The following is a 17,398-nucleotide window of genomic DNA, read 5'->3' on the forward strand; positions in this document are numbered from 1 at the left end:
TCAGGTGTATGCCGATTTAATCGTAAAGCCGATAAATACCTGTAAAACGCTCACAGCCTTTTTGCTCGGTTTTAACAACTAAAAGGCTTTTTTGAAAATTAAATGTATACGCACAGTCGTGCTCGTTATCGACAATCTGATTTTTCTTCTCAGGTGAGGTATAAGCTAAAAAAGGCACAGTTTGGGTTTCAGATCGATTGTTCGGATTTCGATATGCAATTCCTTCAATCTTGATTTTATCTTTGCTTAATTGATGAACTTGTAAATGAACTGGCGATGTGGCTAATGTTCCATTGTCATATTTGAGAAAATGCTGTGTAAGCGTTTGATTTAAAGATGTATAAGTATTGAGTTCATCGGAGCGAACGTCAAATTGTTGCTTGATACATTGAGAGGTTTTGCAAAGTTTAGTTTGATTCAGCCACAAGGTGTGAGTGTCTTTGAGCAACTGAACTGGTGCATCTGAAACCAGATAAGCGGTTAAAAATTTACTGTCGAGTGCTTGGCGTGAGCTTTTAAACGTACCTGAGCAGATCTTTCCCTCAAGCGGTGTATCAGATTTTGCATCACAATTGCTCAATGGAAAAGCTTGGGCAAATGTACACCATCCACCAATCATTAGAACATAAGCTACGTTTTTTAAAGGAAATCTATCTGTATTAAACGGCATGATCGCTTATACTTTCATTTGACTTTGCTTCACGTACTATAGCGAAACCGCAAGCCAGAATACAAGATGAGTTGTTTATTTATAGAAGGAATGAATAGTGGTTGTACAAGTTCGAATTGGCCAGGGATTAGATGTGCATGCCTTTGAAGAGGGCGATCATGTCACACTGGCTGGAGTCAAGATTCCGCATTCACATGGCTTAAAAGCGCATTCAGATGGTGATGTCGTGTTACATGCATTGTCCGATGCACTTTTAGGAGCATTGGCATTAGGCGATATCGGTCAGCACTTTCCAGATACAGATCCAGCATTTAAAGGTGCGGATAGCCGAGTATTGCTTAAACATGTCTATCAGCTTATTTTGGATCGTGGCTATGTACTCAATAATGCGGATATCACGGTTGCCTGTGAGCGACCTAAGCTAGCCAAGCATAATCTTGACATGCGTCAGAGTATTGCTGATGTTTTGGAGGTTGATGTGACGCAGATCAGTATCAAGGCCACTACAACCGAACAGCTAGGTTTTACGGGACGTCAGGAAGGTATTCTGGCTACAGCAACCGTATTGATCTCGCATCAGGTAAAATGATCGGATTGATTCATGGTATTTTGAATATCGCGTGTTGCTTTACGGCCTTGAAGCTGTAAAGCAATACTATGAATAATACCCGTCCAAGTTTCGTTGGGTTGCCACACTTCTTCAAGTTGTGTTTGGGCCTCTGAAATATCAATATTCATATAATATTGACGATATAGGTACATCAAACAACTGACCCGATAATTTTTAGCACAATGAATCCAGACCATTTCATTACCGACAAGATGATCAATCAGGTCTAAAATTAACAAGCCTTGTTCAGCATTTGGCATATCCCATAACATAGGCAAATGGATATAATTGAGCCCAAGTTCGAGACAGATTCGATCTTCATGATCTAAGTGTGGATCAGCATCATTTAAGGCCAGATTAATGACGGTACTAAAGCCATATTCTTTAATACACTTAAGCTGTTCTGCGCTTGGTTGACCAGAACTAAAAAGATGCGCATGGATAGGTGCGAAGGCTGGAATTTCAGCAAGAGATTGTTCTAAAGATGTCATAAGCGTTTTGCTGAGTATTCATATTAAAGCTTAAAAATCACTTATAACCAATTCTTTATGACAAATCCAGACAATTTCGCTTATTCGTGACGAATCAAAAAATCAGGACATAAAAAAAGAGAGGATAACCTCTCTTTTTTATAACACGTATAACTTAAGCTTTCTGTACAATCAAAGGTGCTGCTTCACGGCGCTTGAGTAAAGCGTAGCTCAGACCTGTTACTAAGCTGCCTGCAGCAATCGCAATGAGATACAGCCACGCGTGGTTGATTGCATTTGGAATCAGTAATACAAATACGCCACCATGCGGTGTAACCAGCTCGCAATGAAATAGTGCAACAAGCGCACCTGTGACTGCACCACCAGCGATACAGGTTGGAATTACTCGCATCGGATCTTTTGCTGCAAATGGAATTGCACCTTCAGAAATAAAACACAAGCCCAAAACAAATGCAGCCTTACCGGCATCGCGTTCGCCCGTATTAAATTTATTTTTCGCAAAGAATGTAGCCAGCGCCATTCCAAGTGCAGGTACCATACCGCCCGCCATTGTGGCAGCCATTGGCATATACGTATTGGTGGTTAAAAGGCCTACAGTAAAAGCATAAGCTGCTTTGTTGATTGGCCCACCCAAATCGATACACATCATCGATGCCAAAACAATTCCCATCAACACAGCGTTGGTTGTACCCATGTTGTTCAGGAAGTCTTTCATCATTTCAAAGATTTGAGCAACCGGACTACCCACAACATAGTACATGATCAAACCAACCGACAATGTTCCCAATAATGGAACAATGAGGATTGGTTTTAATGACTCAAGGCTGGTTGGCAACTTGATTTTTTTGGCCAAAAACAACGCGATATAACCAGCAAGGAAACCTGAAACAATCCCGCCTAAAAAGCCTGCTTGTAACTGGGTCGCCAATAAGCCACCAATCAGTCCTGGTGTTAAGCCTGGGCGGTCGGCAATTGAATAGGCAATATAGCCAGACAACATCGGCACCATGAGTGTAAAAGCTGTTACACCAATTTGCTTCAAAACATAAGCTAAACTTCCGCTTTGTTCAGCAGCATTTAAACCAAAACATAGCGATAGTGCGATAAGCAAGCCACCCGCAACCACCATAGGTAGCATGAAAGAAACACCTGTCAGTAGGTGTTTGTACACGCCAGCCTTTTCTTTTGTCGCTGAGCCAGACGCTGCGGTTGCAGCTTGCTTGGACGATTCAAGAACCTTCGCTTCGCTAATCGCTTGTTGAAACGCCTTGTCAGTTTGTTTTAAGGCAAAGCCTGTGCTGCAACGATAAACGCGTTTGCCCACAAAGCGGTCGGTATTCACTTCAATATCTGTTGCCAAAATGACAATGTCGGCCGCTTCAATCGCTTCTGCTGTCAGAATGTTTTTTGCGCCAACAGAGCCTTGGGTTTCAACATCAATGATATAGTCGTGCTTGGTCGCACCTTGTTGTAAAGCCTCAGCAGCCATAAAGGTGTGCGCTACACCCGTTGGGCAAGCTGTGATTGCAACAAAGCGTTTTGCCTGAGTGCCAGTTGAAGCTGTGAGTGAGGCAGACTCACTTGCAGCTTGAGCATTGTTTAAGGCATGACTGAGTAATTCATCTGTATTCTTTGTGGCATCATCCAAACGAATTTGTGCGACCAAGTTTGCAGGGTACGCAGCAACATTACTCGGTAGATCACCCAGAAACACCACAACATCGACATTATGCTGTGGAATGTCATCTTTTGATGCAATAGTCGTGCTGGTATAGCCCAATTTGTTTGCAGATTGAGTCAACTTTTTTGCCAAAATCGAAGCATTGACGTACTGCTGCGTACTATTGATCACAAATAAGAGGGATTGAACTGTCTGCATCAGATTAACTCAATGATTTGATAGTGGTTTGTTGTTTAAGATTCAACAGCTTTTCTTCTGTTGGTACGCGAAAGCCAATTTGGCTCACAGCATTACTTGCAATTGCAGTTGCCGTTTGAAGTGTTTCTTCGGCAGAGAGCTTGCTGACCAAACCATGTATCATTCCTGCCAACAATGAATCACCTGCACCTACTGTACTTTTCACTTCTACTTTAGGCGGCAACGATTTTAATGCTTGAGCAGGGTTGAGCCAGTGCACGCCGTCTTCACCCATCGAAATCACAACATGCTCAATACGGCTATCGAGCGCTTTAAACAATTCGATTTGTTCAGACAGTTCGGTGAGCTTCTTACCATAACTTTCTTCAAGTTCATCGGTATTGGGTTTGATCATCCAAGGATGCATTGAAATCGCGGCGACAAGTGCTTCACCACTGGTATCAATTGCGACCAGTTTATTGGCTTTTTGCAACATATCCATTAATGCTTTTAAATCGTCTACTGAAAATCCTTGTGGCAAACTTCCACCAATGACAACGCATTCGACTTCTTGAGCAGCCTGATGAATCTGAAGCATCAAGCGTTGCTTGTCACTTTCGGAAACCAGAAAACCTTTACCGTTAATATCCGTCATGCGGCCAGAGTGTTCTGCAATTTTGACGTTCTGGCGTGTTTCGCCCGGAATATAGATAAACTGATTTTCAAAGTGCATTTCTTCAAAGTGGCGATCAAAAATCTCTCGATTTCTTACCCCTAAGAAGCCCGAAACAATGACATCATGCCCCAAATCATGTAAGACCTGTGCAACATTTAATCCTTTACCTGCAGCATGTAGTTGTACATGCTGCTGACGATTGACTGCACCGACATGAAGTGTTTCAAGTTCGATAGTGATATCAATAGCTGGATTTAGAGTAATCGTTAAAATTTTTGCCATGGGTTATTATTCCGCCAATTCACGAACTGCAGTCGCACTATCGCAAAGTAATGCTTTTTGCGCGAGTTTTTGACACTCAGCATAATTTAAGTGGCGCACTTGAGCCTTAACCAGTGGAATGCTAGAAATTGACATACTGAGCTCATCAACACCAAGTCCCATTAAAATGGGTACAGCTTTAGGATCTGCGGCAAGTTCACCACAAATACCCACCCATTTGTTATTGGCATGTGCAGCACGTACCGTTTGATCAATTAAAAGCAGGATACTTGGGTGAAGTCCGTCTGCTTCAGCCGATAAAATCGGATGACCACGGTCAATTGCCATGGTGTATTGCGTTAAGTCATTTGTACCGATACTAAAGAAGTCGACCTCTTTAGCTAAAATAGGGGTCAAGAGCGCTGCGGAAGGAACCTCAATCATGATGCCGACTTCAAGGTTTTCACACGGATACTGCTCTAGTACTTCGTCTAAGATGCCTTTAGCAGCGCGCCATTCTTCAACTCGACCAACCATTGGGAACATAATGCGCAGTGGGCGATTATCTGCCGATTTAAGCAATGCAATTAATTGCTGACGCAGTAATGTTGGTTTGCGTAAAGTCAAACGAATACCGCGTAATCCCAAAAACGGATTTTCTTCGGCTGCAATCGGTAAGTATGGAAGTGGCTTGTCTCCACCTACATCAAGTGTACGAACGACAAGTGGACGGCCTTCGAGTGCATCAAGTACATGACGGTAATCTTTTTCTTGAGCTAATTCATCTGGTGCGCTGTTATGCGACATAAACACCAGTTCAGTACGCAATAAGCCAATGGCTTCTGCGCCGTTTTGAACAGCTTTAGCCGTATCGACAATTTTTCCAACATTGGCAGCAATTTCGATTTGATGCTGGTCTGTGGTAATCGCTGGCTCGTGTGCAGATTTTTCAGCTTCTTCACGGCGTAGACGCTGTACTTCTCGTTCACGAATTGCATGTTCAATCTGTTCAGGTGAAGGATTCACTTCGAATTCACCTGTGTCACCGTTAATGAGTACAACTGCATGCGAATCAATGTTCAGTACGGCATCACCTGCACCCACAACAGCCGGAATACCTAAAGCACGAGCGACAATCGCACTGTGCGCACTTGCACCACCAATCGACGTCAAAATACCTGCGACACGATCTTTGTTTAGGCGGGCAACATCGCTCGGACCTACATCATGCATAATCAGGATATAAGGCTGCTCTGGCTCTTCCACTTCAGGCTCATTACACAAAATGGCCAAAACCTTATCGCCGATATCACGCAAATCAGCAGCACGTTCTGCAAGCAGTTTATCCTTCAAGCCTTCTTGTGCCTTGGCTGCTTTTTCAATATGTTCATGCCATGCAGCGGCCGCACTTAAATTGTGATTTAACGCCAAATGAACTTGTTGAATCAGATCTGGGTCATCAAGCATTTCAAGGTGAGCAAGAAAAATTTGCTTGATGTCTTTCGATGCAGATTTTGAAATGTATTGGTGAATGGTGTTTTTAACCGTACGAATTGCAATTTCAAGCTTTTCTTTTTCTTCTTTTAAACTGCCTGCATAACGATCGTAATTAAATTTTTTCGGCTTAATGACATGCGCAGGGCCAAATGCTAAACCAGAAGAGGCTGCAATACCGCAATGGGTAATTTCATACTGTTCGGTTTCAGCCGAGCTGTCCTGATCAAGTACTGAATTTAAAAACAGATTTTCTTCAATTGGCTCAACTTCTTCACCTAAACCATCACGTACAGCCTCGACAATCTGATCGAGTGCCAAAATTGCATCTGTATCAGGTTCTGCAATAAAGGTTAGGCGTTGACCACGTTGACAACCCAAAGACAGGAGTTTAGTCAGGCTTTTTGCAGAAACAAAACTACCACCATCTACTGATACCTGAAGATCACCACTAAAGGTTTTGGTGAGGTTTACCAGTTGTGTTGCCGGGCGTGCATGTAAACCATGGGCATTGGCAAGTAAAATATTGCGTGAAGGCCAGTCTGGAATCGTTTCTGCACCAACAAGTTTGGCAATTTGATTGCTAGATTGCTCATCGTCTAGCTGTTGTTGTACTTGTGGTTGAAACAGCACATCCATCAAGCGGTTAAATTGTTGTGTATCGAGCTGTTCGTTTTCAGCAATACAAATCAGGGTTTTGATGGTACTGCCTTGAAAAGCCAATGGTTGTTTAGCTTTCACAATACTCACGGCAGGTTGTTTTACATAACCTGAACCTGAAATTGACCAAAGATCATCTTGAATTTGAATCGTATTTTTAGGATTAAGTTGACTAATAAAACCAGGTTCAACCAATTTTTGTTGTTTGAGAAGCTTACTTGCATTCCAGAAGAAGTCTTCGATATCGTCAACCTGTGTATCGGTTTGAATTAAATTTTCATGCAAGACCAATGATTGGGGCTGTGCTTGTAAAATTTCGATAATCTGTTCTGCTGTTGTAGCAGACTTAACCAACTCATGTACATCTTTACTCAACGCACGCGTCAGAATTTGTAAAACCTGCAAATGTTCATCTGATTTTGCTGCAATAACCACAGCCAAGTAAATAACATTTTCACCGTCCCAGACAACACCGTCTGGAAAATGTGCTAAACGAACACCTGTGTTTAAAATAAATTCTCGTGATTGTGGTGTTCCATGTGGAATCGCAATCCCTTGACCCAAATATGTCGCGCTTTGCTTTTCACGTGCCTCAAGTCCAGAAAGATATTCAGCAGTTACGAGTTGGTCTTCAACCAGAATATTTATTAAACATTGTAGCGCTTCTGCTTTATCACCAGCATGTTGATGCATGTGAACATGTTGGGGCTCAAGTACTAACATAAAGCTTCCTTTGATAATTTTAATGAAGACCTTGAAATGCTCAGGATATAAAAAAGAAGCCAATTCATCGTCATTTTAAATCAAGTTAAACTTAAAAATAGGACTTAGCTTCCGGTGAAACTTTAACAGAACTTCATAAAATTATCGATATGATAAAGTACCAACTCACTTATTTTTTAGTCAAAAGCTCAAACAAAAATAGAAACTTTTCTGCAAGTTACATATAATTCGTCAAATTGATTTAGTAAGCGGATGCGGCTATAAAAGTGGGTGACTTTAAACGCAAGTATTAAGCGGGAGTAATGATACGAGTAATTGAACGTATTTTAAAGCGATAAGTCATGATATTTTGAATAGAACGTATAAGATTAAATAAGAGAGAAGGGCAATTGGCAAAAATGGTCAAAAAATAAAAATAATAAAAGTGAGTAAGTAATTTAAGTTCAAACAGATGAAAAAAATGGATGATTACTCATCCACTTTCTCTAATTTAGATTTGGCTCTTTCGGCACCCAGTTTTCGAAACTTATGGTCGACGAAAGCCCATACACAGAAGGCGAAAGATACGATCAAGGCATAGCCAAAGTATTCGGGCTTTAAGTTACCCTTAATCATGCCTTGAAACATGATCGTAAGCATCAGAGCAAACGTGGTTACTCCATATACGACCATATTTGAGGTCTTCAGAGTGTTAATGAAGACTTGCTTATTGAAATGTATTGATGACATCTCCACCCCTCCCATGTTTATTTACGTTTAAATCACAGTAGCGAATTGCTATATCATTTGTTGTACTGCGATTTAGATTCTATTTCAAGAGTTGATACTATTATTTTTTCACTTGATATACAAAAATGATTATACACTGCATCATTATTCAAGAAAAATAATAATATTTAGCTCGAAAATATTAAAGCATCTTAAAGTGTAGCTTCAGTATACGATAGGAATAACGCGATCAATATTCGACAAAAGTGTCACGTAGATGCTTCATTATTGTTAAGCAAAAAATGAGCCAGAAAAGACATTTTTAGAATTTTTATCAGTATCAAATAAAAAATGCCTGTTTTGGGTAAAAACGACGGCATTTTTATTGATTGCAAGATGCGGCTTGGATAAAGCACGCGCTTACATTAACGATGGATGAAAACGATTAATTTTTCACTTTATCGATCACAATAGAAATGACGAGTACAACTAAAGATGGGATCAACCATGCTAAATTTTGCTCATTGAGTGGCAAATGCTGCACAAACGATGGAAGTGCATCTGTGAAACCGGCTGTTTTTAAGCCTTCTATAATACCAAACAAGAATGAGCATGCAGTCACAGGGCCTACAACGTTGGATGGTTTTTTCCAGAATTTCCAGAAGAAACTCAGCATAATCACCACAATTGCAGGTGGATAAATTGCAGTCAGTACCGGTACCGACACCGCAATCAGTTTAGTCAAACCAAGATTTGAGATAATGAGCGAGAAACCGACCAGCACAAATACAAATAATTTGTAAGGAAGTTTAGTTAATTGCGCAAAATACTCAGCACATGCACAGGTGAGGCCAATCGCGGTCACCATACAGGCAAGAAAAATCAGGCCAGATAAAAACCAAGTACCTAGGTTTCCAAAGGCATGCTGCACATAAGCGTGCAAAATCACAGCACCGTTGCTCGCATTTGGTGCAACTTCATGACTACCTAAGCCGAGTTTGAACAAGCTTAAATAAACCAGTGTTAAACCAATACCAGAAATAATGCTGGCAATGACAGCATAACGTGTAACCAGTTTCGGATCACTTACACCACGCGAGTAAATCGCCTGAATAATGACGATACCAAAAACCAGTGCACCTAAAGTATCCATAGTCAAATAGCCATTTACAAAACCTTCCGACACCGGGTTGGTGACGTAGTTGTTGATGGCTGGTGGGATATAACCTGATGGAATTGCAACCGCAGCAATACCTAAAATCGCCAACGCGAAAATCTTAAGAGGTGCCAATACATGGCCAACGGTATCGAGAAGTTTGTTTGGATACAATGAAACCAAAGTTACTACAGCAAAATACACGATACTGTAGATCAGCAAACTGCTTGCAGATGTGCCAAAAAACGATGAAAAGCCAATTTCATACGAAACAGTGGCAGTTCGTGGAGTAGCAAAAAGTGGACCGACAGACAGATAACACACAACGGTCAAAATTAAGCTGAAAACACGTCCAAGCGGTGAGCTGATCATCGCGATTGAACCTTCCATACGAGACAAGGCCATAATCGTGATGACTGGTAGACCCACTGCGGTGATCAAGAATCCTGCAGCAGCAAGCCAGACGTGTTCACCTGCTTGTTGTGCAACAATCGGTGGGAAGATAATATTGCCAGCCCCAATAAATAGAGCAAAGGTCATAAACCCCAATGCAATAATATCTGAAGTACGAAGACTAGTCATAAAAAAGGTGAGACGCAGTAAAGAAGCGCGAATTTTAGAGCAAAAGGAGCCATTTTTGTGCAATTCGCACGGCCCAAAAATTAATAAAAACACCTATTTGCTGCCTGATTGTTTAGTAAAAAAGCACACTGTTTAATTTATATACTTGATATCTTTGCCAACATTTTTAATTTCAAACTTTTATTGCGAATAAAATTTTTATTCATTTATTCATCAAATTTACATTAAATGTGCAAATATTGATCTATTTTGAGTTTTTATTGTGATGTGCCGAATTGGAAATTGAGCCATTCCATGATAGTTATGTTAATGATTCTCAAAACTAGTATAATAAGTCGGATACGACCGAGGGTAATTACATGCGTGCATCAACTGTAACGATTAAAGACCAGCAAGACTTAGAACATCTACGTGTATCTGGGCGTTTGGCTGCTCAAGTGCTTGAAATGATCGGTCAATTTGTAAAGCCTGGCGTGAGTACAGATGAGCTTGATCAACGTTGTCATGATTTTATTGTAAATACGCTGAACGTAATTCCAGCAAATGTCGGCTATCACGGCTTTACCAAGACCATCTGTACCTCAGTCAATGAGGTAGTCTGTCATGGTATTCCATCGCCAAGTAAAATTTTACAAGATGGCGATATTATCAATATCGATGTTGCGATTATTAAAGATGGATATTTTGGCGATACCAGTCGCATGTATCTGGTGGGAGATGTGCAACCAGAAGCAAAAAAACTGGTGATGACTACTTATAATGCGATGCGTGCCGGAATACTCAGTGTCAAACCTGGCGCTACTTTGGGCGACATTGGTCATGCCATTCAAAAAGTTGCCGAAACTGAAGGTTATTCCATTGTGCGTGAATATTGCGGTCATGGAATTGGAAAGGTCTATCATGAACAGCCGAATATTCTGCACTATGGTCAACCGAATCAGGGCATGGTATTGCAAAAGGGGATGGTATTTACCATTGAGCCGATGGTAAATGCGGGCAAACAGCATGTGAAAGAATTGAGTGATGGCTGGACTGTGGTAACCACAGATAAATCTTTATCTGCACAATGGGAACATATGGTGGCGGTGACTGAGACAGGTTTTGAGTTACTCACGCCGTGGCCAGAAGGAACCGGAATTTATCCTGAAATTGTACAATCAATATAAGTTGTAAACAGATCTCAACATGTGTCTAAAGCATTTTGAGGTCTGCACAAATAAGAAATCATGATCATTTTTAGTTTAAAAAATCTAAAACACAATAATGAGACATCATCATGACCTATAAATATGAATATGCGGGATTTTGGTTGCGTGTAGGTGCAACAGTTATTGATACCTTGATTATTTTGCTTGCAGTGATTCCTGCGACTTGGATTTTTTACCATGGCGATATGGATTTGATCTTTTCGACTGGATTAAGTGATCGGCAATCTTCGCCTTGGTTTGATGCAATCATCAACTACGTTTTTCCATTTATTTATTCCATTTTATTTTGGATTTTTTTAAAAGGAACGCCAGGAAAACGTCTGATGCGCTTAAAAGTACTCGATGAACAAACGGGACATCCCTTAACATGGGGGCAAGCTATTTTGCGCTATATTGGTTATTTTCCATCTACTTTGGTTTTATTTTTGGGCTTTTTCTGGATCGCTTTTGATAGCAAGAAGCAAGGCTGGCATGACAAAATGGCCAAAACCGTAGTGGTTCGCGAGCTATAGACCGCTAAAATTTTTAAATGCACGTCTTGTAAATTAATTTTAGAGAAATATAATACGTGCAAATTTAATACGAGGAGACCCTAAGTGGGAAGTTGTTCGAGGTTGTGCTGTCAAACGGTTAAGCGCGTTATTCTCTGAGCAAGTTAGTACACATTTAGGGTGGCTATCTTGCAATGAGATAGCCTGTTTATCATTTTTCATCATGTTCTTCTTATCCGTCTGCATTTTTTGCTGGGCAGAATGTCGTCTTCTTGCTTAGGCCTCCTGTGATCTGGGAGAAGCCTATGTGGTTACATGCTTCGTTACTAAAACTCTTGAGCATGCAATGCTTATGTGCGTGGCTATGTATTTTGTTTGTGCAATATGTACACGCAAGCCCGCTTTTAAATACTGATGATCCTGAGATCACAGCGTATGCCCATTGCCAGCTTGAGACTTCTGTTGTGGCATCTAAGCCATCAGCAACTGTTTCACAATTCAATACAGCCTGCCAAGTAGTGAAAGGTGTAGAAACATCATTTGGATATGCGAACACCTCTGCCATAGCCAACTCGACAGCATGGTCTGCGCAAATTAAATCGGTATTGGTGCCCATGCAACGCTGGGGGCTTGCCGCAAGCCTTGGCACAACAAAAAATGATTCACCGGTAGGGGACCAACGAGCTTGGTTTCTCAATTTTCCTTCTGCTGTTTCACTCAATGATGGACACATCCACTTGTATAGCAATATTGGCTATCAAAAGGTGCAATCGCATGACGATTTGATGCGTTGGAGCACAGCAATGGATATTGGGCTCACCCAAAATACAGGAATCAGTTTAGAGTTTTTTAATCAAGACCGTCAGGCGCCATTTACTCAAGCTGTTATACATCATGTTTTTTCAGATGTTTTGAGTTTAGAGTTTTCATTTGGCCAGCGCTTACAAGATTTTCGACAGCGATGGTTTGGCTTTGGCCTGAGCTTTACGCCTTAATTTTTATTTTCTTTACATTGTAAACACATCTCTAAACAAACGGCTTTTTTACATAAAAAAAGTCACGACTTCGTATGCCTGAAAAAAGGAGATCTTTTATGAAATATGATCTATGGCAACGTCTATTTACTCGATTTTTGCAAACATTTCATCTCAAGCGTTTTTTTGAGCGACATCGTTCTTTTAAAGAAATGCATCAATCAAGTTATGCCAAAGAAATTGGACAGGCTTTATCGCAACAGCTGAAGGCCAATGCTCAAATGGAAATGAGTCAGCTTTTAGAAAAATTACATACAGCGCAAGATGGTTTAACAGAAGCGCACGCGTATCAACAGCAACAGACACATGGTTTGAATGAAGTTGCTCAGGAAAAGCCACTTACTTGGTGGCAGCATGTATGGTATTGCTATCGTAATCCATTTAATGTGCTACTTAGTCTTTTAGCGCTTGTTGCTTTTTTAACTGATGATTTCATTGGTGGATTAATCATCACTATTATGGTGTCACTATCGACCTTATTACGTTACTGGCAGGAATCTAAATCCAACAAGGCTGCTGAGTCGCTTAAAGCAATGGTGACCAATACGACTATGGTGCTGCGCCATAACGTCAATACTCAAGATCAGATTTTGATCAAGCAACGTTATGGCGTTGAGGTGAAGCAATTAAAAAGTATTCAATTTGAAATACCGATTCAGTATTTGGTGCCTGGCGATATTATTTTACTTTCAGCTGGCGATATGATTCCAGCCGATTGTCGAATTTTGACGGCAAAAGATTTATTTGTTTCGCAAGCAGCCATGACAGGTGAATCGATGCCTGTGGAGAAATATGCAGCTGCACATACATCAGACATAAATTCTCCTTTAGAACTCGACAATTTACTGTTTATGGGCACCAATGTTGTCTCTGGAACAGCGCGTGCAGTGGTGATGAGTACAGGCATTCAAACTTATTTTGGTGCGCTGGCGCACCGCGTGACGGCAACTGATTATGCAGTGACTTCTTTTCAGCTAGGGGTAAATAAAGTCAGTTGGTTACTAATCCGTTTTATGTTGGTAATGGCACCGATTGTTTTGTTTATCAATGGCTTCACCAAAGGGGATTGGGGTGAGGCTGTGCTGTTTGCTTTATCTGTTGCGGTGGGTTTAACGCCTGAAATGCTTCCCATGATTGTGACGTCAACCCTTGCAAAAGGAGCAGTGTTTTTATCGCGTAAAAAAGTGATTGTAAAACGACTAGATGCTATACAAAATTTTGGTGCCATGGATGTGCTGTGTACAGACAAAACAGGCACATTAACGCAAGATAAAATCTTTCTTTCGCATCATGTTGATGTGCTTGGTAAAAAATCGCATTCCGTATTAATGCAGGCATTCTTAAACAGTTATTACCAAACGGGGCTTAAGAACCTGTTGGATGTGGCCGTATTAGAAGCGGTTGATCAGGACATGAAGTTTGAAAAACTACGCTTTAAAAAGCTAGATGAAGTACCTTTCGATTTTGAACGCCGTAGAATGTCTGTTGTTGTGCGTACGCCACAGGCCCAAGTGCGTATGGTCAGCAAGGGAGCCGTTGAGGAAATTTTAAAAGTATGTTCGCATGTTGAGCTACAAGGCGAGATTAAACAGCTTAGCCCAGCGTTACGCCATGAGATACAGACCATAACGCAAAACTACAACCGCGAAGGATTGCGTGTTGTAGCAGTTGCATACCGTAATATTGATACGCATCAAGAAAGTTTTTCTGTGGCAGATGAACGTGATCTGATTCTGATGGGCTATCTTACCTTTTTAGATCCGCCGAAAGAGTCAGCTCGACCTGCCATCCAGCAGTTACATGCCCATGGTGTAGCTGTGAAAGTATTAACGGGCGATAACGAGTTCGTCACACAAAAAATATGCCGTGAAATCGGGATTGCCCATCACAAGGTACTCCTTGGTGGCGAAATCGAAATGCTATCCGACGCGCAGCTTAAAGTTGCGGTTGAGCAGCATACTATTTTTGCAAAACTAAGTCCTATTCATAAAGAACGTATTGTCGATCAGCTAAAAGCGAATGGACATGTGGTCGGATTTTTGGGGGATGGAATCAATGATGCTGCCGCAATACGTGCTGCAGATATTGGCATTTCAGTCGATTCAGCAGTCGATATTGCCAAGGAATCTGCCGATCTGATTTTACTAGAAAAGAGTTTGATGGTGCTTGAAAATGGTGTGCTTGAAGGGCGTCGAACATTTGCCAATATGCTCAAATATATCAAAATGACGGCCAGTTCAAATTTTGGTAATGTTTTTTCGGTATTGGTGGCGAGTGCTTTTATTCCATTTTTACCTATGCTGCCGATTCATCTACTGGTACAAAATTTACTCTACGATGTATCTCAGATTGCTATTCCGTTTGATCATGTGGACGAAGAACAACTAAAAAAACCGCAGCGCTGGCAGCCTTCTGAAGTTGGGCGCTTTATGGTGGTTTTTGGTCCGATTAGCTCCATCTTTGATATTCTGACCTTTTGCATGATGTGGTTTATTTTTCATGCCAATACGCCAGCGCAGCAAACCATGTTTCAATCTGGCTGGTTTGTCGTGGGGCTACTCACGCAAACCATGGTTGTGCATATGATTCGAACCAAAAAAATACCGTTTATTCAAAGTTGCGCAGCTCCGCCACTGTTGATCATGACGATAATTATTTGTGCAATTGGCATTTTTTTACCAATGGGACCTCTGGCAAGCTACTTAAAGCTTGAAGCATTGCCTTGGATTTACTTTGTATATTTGCCTTTTATTTTGTTTGCTTATATGTGTTTGACTCAATTCATCAAACAAATTTATATCCGTCGATATGGCTGGCAATAAGAGAAACAGCATGACTTTACAATTTTTACAAAATACCAGTGTGTCCAATATGGCCGATACCTTAATTAGTCTGGCAGCCGCATTTATTTTGGGTGGATTGATTGGATTCGAGCGACAATACCGACAGCGGACAGCCGGGCTGCGAACCAACGTTTTGGTTGCGCTTGGCGCTGCAATTTTTGTCGATATTGCAAATAACCTGTCAGCGTCGGATGGCGCTGTGAGGGTCATCGCTTACGTGGTGTCAGGGATCGGTTTTTTAGGTGCAGGTGTAATTATGCGCCAAGAAGGTAACATTCATGGTTTAAATACAGCAGCTACACTTTGGTGCTCAGCCGCTGTGGGCGCAGCCGCAGGAGCAGATCTGATTGTGGAGGCATTGGTCGCGACAGCATTTATTCTGGCTGCCAACACATTACTGCGACCCTTGGTGAATATGATTGATCGCCAGCCGCTAGATGCAGAATCTGAAGTAACGCATATCATTTACCTAACGTCTAATAAAAGTCATCGTAAATTGGTGATGTATAAATTGACCGAAATCCTGCATCATTTTAATTATCCATTAAAAGACCTAGATGTTGAACCCTTTGGCGAAAATGACATTGAAATTGAAGCGACACTGATTGCGACCTCGATTGATCCAGTCGAAATGAATGAAATCATTAAACAGATCAATCAGGTACCGCAAGTACAACAGGCCTATTGGGATAAAAATACCATGGCATAAGCAGCATACATATGATGAGGTTTAAGATGGACTTTTCTTAAGTTTTAACTTAAAGACGATCATCACGATGATGCCTACAATCAAACCCCAAAAGGCAGAGCCGATACCAAAAAACTGAATTCCCGAGGCGCTGCATAAAAAAGTGAGCAGTGCCGCCTCGCGGTCATTCACATCGTGAAATGCCAGGGCAATGTTGTGACTGATCGTCCCAAACAGTGCAATACCCGCCAATCCAATAATGAATAACGAAGGGAATGACATCAGTAAGCTGGTTAAGGTTGCGGCGAACACGCCCATCAATATATAGAAAAATCCACAGCTAATGCCTGCAATATAGCGCTTACTTGGATCTGGATGAACTTGATCATCTAGACTTACCGCCGCACTGATGGCGGCAATATTTACAGTGTAGCAACCAAAAGGTGCAAGAATGGCTTGGGTGGCACCAGTCCATCCAATTAGTTGATTAACGTGAGGTGTATAGCCATAGCTTTTGATCATGGCGATACCCGGCAAATATTGCGATGCCACATTAATTACAAAAAGTGGTAAGGCCAAACCCAAAATGGCAGAACCTGTAAAATGTGGTGTGATCCATTCAGGTTTTGCTAAATCCCAATGCAAAACAGGTGGATGGAAAGTCATAAACAAAGGACACAGGATTACACCAACGACCACGGTTATGACGATACAGTAGCGTGGCCAGATACGTTTACTCATAACATAGATTGCGAGCAGACTAATAATAAACTGCCAGTCGTTTTGCATATTGGCAAAGAGTGCAATCCCAAATTTAAGCAGCACACCGGCCAGCATCGCGCTGGTGAGGCTTTGTGGAATATGCGCCAGTACTTTCTCAAAGATACCTAAAAAGCCTAATAGTGCAGTTAACACACCACATAGAAAAAATGCGCCAATCGCTTCATGTAAGGAGTAACCGCTGCCAGTCGCTATGATCAGTGCCAAGCCTGCGGTCGACCATGATGTCGCGACCGGATATTTAAACTTCCAAGATAAAAACAGACCAGAAGCGCCGATTCCAATGCCCAACGCCCAAAACCAAGAGGTAATCTGGCTCGTGGTGGCCCCTAAAATCTGTGCAGCCTGTATCACTAATACCGAGGATACGCTAATCCCGATGAGAAAAGTGACAAAACCTGCAAAAGCAGCCGGAAGAGAAAAATCACGAAGAAATGTACGCATGATTCAATATTTATCATCTGT

At 41.4% G+C, this 17,398-nt stretch carries 14 protein-coding genes; 6 read left to right on the forward strand and 8 right to left on the reverse strand.

All coding sequences use genetic code 11. The features are described from left to right. Window positions 1–16 precede the first annotated feature (16 nt). Window positions 17–670 (reverse strand): hypothetical protein, encoded by a 654-nt coding sequence (locus QLG00_RS10780; protein ID WP_004937277.1) that lies wholly within the window; start codon window positions 668–670, stop codon window positions 17–19. Between the two features lie 97 nt (window positions 671–767). Between QLG00_RS10780 and ispF the strand changes: the two genes are divergently transcribed. After that, window positions 768–1,259: a 2-C-methyl-D-erythritol 2,4-cyclodiphosphate synthase gene (gene ispF / locus QLG00_RS10785; RefSeq protein WP_004937279.1), complete on the forward strand. Its 492-nt coding sequence runs from the start codon at window positions 768–770 to the stop codon at window positions 1,257–1,259. On the opposite strand, the gene QLG00_RS10790 is transcribed toward ispF, so the two are convergent. The 6 genes from QLG00_RS10790 to brnQ form a co-directional block, all read right to left on the reverse strand. Next, window positions 1,247–1,771: a protein tyrosine phosphatase family protein gene (locus QLG00_RS10790; protein WP_104124314.1), complete on the reverse strand. Its 525-nt coding sequence runs from the start codon at window positions 1,769–1,771 to the stop codon at window positions 1,247–1,249. The two genes, ispF and QLG00_RS10790, sit on opposite strands and share 13 nt — an antisense overlap. A gap of 154 nt (window positions 1,772–1,925) precedes the next feature. Next, window positions 1,926–3,650, reverse strand: a complete 1,725-nt coding sequence (locus QLG00_RS10795) for a fructose-specific PTS transporter subunit EIIC (protein WP_282470960.1) — start codon at window positions 3,648–3,650, stop codon at window positions 1,926–1,928. A 4-nt stretch (window positions 3,651–3,654) separates the two neighbouring features. Then, window positions 3,655–4,587, reverse strand: coding sequence for a 1-phosphofructokinase (pfkB, locus tag QLG00_RS10800; RefSeq protein WP_004947086.1), 933 nt, complete (start codon window positions 4,585–4,587; stop codon window positions 3,655–3,657). Between the two features lie 6 nt (window positions 4,588–4,593). Beyond that, complete coding sequence (ptsP, locus tag QLG00_RS10805) at window positions 4,594–7,443, reverse strand: phosphoenolpyruvate--protein phosphotransferase (protein WP_119689804.1); 2,850 nt, start codon at window positions 7,441–7,443, stop codon at window positions 4,594–4,596. A gap of 468 nt (window positions 7,444–7,911) precedes the next feature. Further along, on the reverse strand, window positions 7,912–8,172 hold the full coding sequence (locus tag QLG00_RS10810) for a hypothetical protein (protein WP_004947091.1): 261 nt from the start codon (window positions 8,170–8,172) through the stop codon (window positions 7,912–7,914). A 424-nt stretch (window positions 8,173–8,596) separates the two neighbouring features. After that, window positions 8,597–9,889, reverse strand: a complete 1,293-nt coding sequence (brnQ, locus tag QLG00_RS10815; protein WP_040053985.1) for a branched-chain amino acid transport system II carrier protein — start codon at window positions 9,887–9,889, stop codon at window positions 8,597–8,599. A gap of 359 nt (window positions 9,890–10,248) precedes the next feature. On the opposite strand from brnQ, the gene map reads away from it, so the two are divergent. The 5 genes from map to QLG00_RS10840 all read left to right on the forward strand — a co-directional run bounded on the left by map (window position 10,249) and on the right by QLG00_RS10840 (window position 16,174). Beyond that, entirely contained in the window at window positions 10,249–11,055 is an 807-nt protein-coding gene (map, locus tag QLG00_RS10820; RefSeq protein WP_048763084.1) for a type I methionyl aminopeptidase, read from the forward strand. A 110-nt stretch (window positions 11,056–11,165) separates the two neighbouring features. Further along, complete coding sequence (locus QLG00_RS10825) at window positions 11,166–11,609, forward strand: RDD family protein (RefSeq protein ID WP_282470961.1); 444 nt, start codon at window positions 11,166–11,168, stop codon at window positions 11,607–11,609. A gap of 284 nt (window positions 11,610–11,893) precedes the next feature. Then, the gene (locus tag QLG00_RS10830; protein ID WP_048763086.1) at window positions 11,894–12,583 is read left to right on the forward strand and encodes a hypothetical protein; all 690 of its coding nucleotides are present in this window, start codon (window positions 11,894–11,896) and stop codon (window positions 12,581–12,583) included. A 98-nt stretch (window positions 12,584–12,681) separates the two neighbouring features. Further along, window positions 12,682–15,444: a magnesium-translocating P-type ATPase gene (gene mgtA / locus QLG00_RS10835; RefSeq protein WP_282470962.1), complete on the forward strand. Its 2,763-nt coding sequence runs from the start codon at window positions 12,682–12,684 to the stop codon at window positions 15,442–15,444. Between the two features lie 10 nt (window positions 15,445–15,454). Beyond that, complete coding sequence (locus QLG00_RS10840) at window positions 15,455–16,174, forward strand: MgtC/SapB family protein (protein WP_004937301.1); 720 nt, start codon at window positions 15,455–15,457, stop codon at window positions 16,172–16,174. Window positions 16,175–16,195: 21 nt separating this feature from the next. Here the strand turns inward: QLG00_RS10840 and QLG00_RS10845 are convergent, their stop codons facing one another. Further along, the gene (locus tag QLG00_RS10845) at window positions 16,196–17,377 is read right to left on the reverse strand and encodes a benzoate/H(+) symporter BenE family transporter (RefSeq protein ID WP_282470963.1); all 1,182 of its coding nucleotides are present in this window, start codon (window positions 17,375–17,377) and stop codon (window positions 16,196–16,198) included. Window positions 17,378–17,398 lie beyond the last annotated feature (21 nt).

The sequence above is a fragment of the Acinetobacter sp. V89_7 genome, assembly GCF_029967895.1.
Classification (GTDB): domain Bacteria; phylum Pseudomonadota; class Gammaproteobacteria; order Pseudomonadales; family Moraxellaceae; genus Acinetobacter; species Acinetobacter soli.

Bases quoted from the DNA above. Each gene is read 5' to 3' on its own strand.
- brnQ (WP_040053985.1), bottom strand. From the start codon at position 9,889: ATGACTAGTCTTCGTACTTCAGATATTATTGCATTGGGGTTTATGACC.
- QLG00_RS10825 (WP_282470961.1), top strand. From the start codon at position 11,166: ATGACCTATAAATATGAATATGCGGGATTTTGGTTGCGTGTAGGTGCA.
- ptsP (WP_119689804.1), bottom strand. From the start codon at position 7,443: ATGTTAGTACTTGAGCCCCAACATGTTCACATGCATCAACATGCTGGT.
- QLG00_RS10840 (WP_004937301.1), top strand. From the start codon at position 15,455: ATGACTTTACAATTTTTACAAAATACCAGTGTGTCCAATATGGCCGAT.
- mgtA (WP_282470962.1), top strand. From the start codon at position 12,682: ATGAAATATGATCTATGGCAACGTCTATTTACTCGATTTTTGCAAACA.
- QLG00_RS10795 (WP_282470960.1), bottom strand. From the start codon at position 3,650: ATGCAGACAGTTCAATCCCTCTTATTTGTGATCAATAGTACGCAGCAG.
- QLG00_RS10780 (WP_004937277.1), bottom strand. From the start codon at position 670: ATGCCGTTTAATACAGATAGATTTCCTTTAAAAAACGTAGCTTATGTT.
- map (WP_048763084.1), top strand. From the start codon at position 10,249: ATGCGTGCATCAACTGTAACGATTAAAGACCAGCAAGACTTAGAACAT.
- pfkB (WP_004947086.1), bottom strand. From the start codon at position 4,587: ATGGCAAAAATTTTAACGATTACTCTAAATCCAGCTATTGATATCACT.
- QLG00_RS10790 (WP_104124314.1), bottom strand. From the start codon at position 1,771: ATGACATCTTTAGAACAATCTCTTGCTGAAATTCCAGCCTTCGCACCT.
- QLG00_RS10845 (WP_282470963.1), bottom strand. From the start codon at position 17,377: ATGCGTACATTTCTTCGTGATTTTTCTCTTCCGGCTGCTTTTGCAGGT.
- QLG00_RS10810 (WP_004947091.1), bottom strand. From the start codon at position 8,172: ATGTCATCAATACATTTCAATAAGCAAGTCTTCATTAACACTCTGAAG.
- QLG00_RS10830 (WP_048763086.1), top strand. From the start codon at position 11,894: ATGTGGTTACATGCTTCGTTACTAAAACTCTTGAGCATGCAATGCTTA.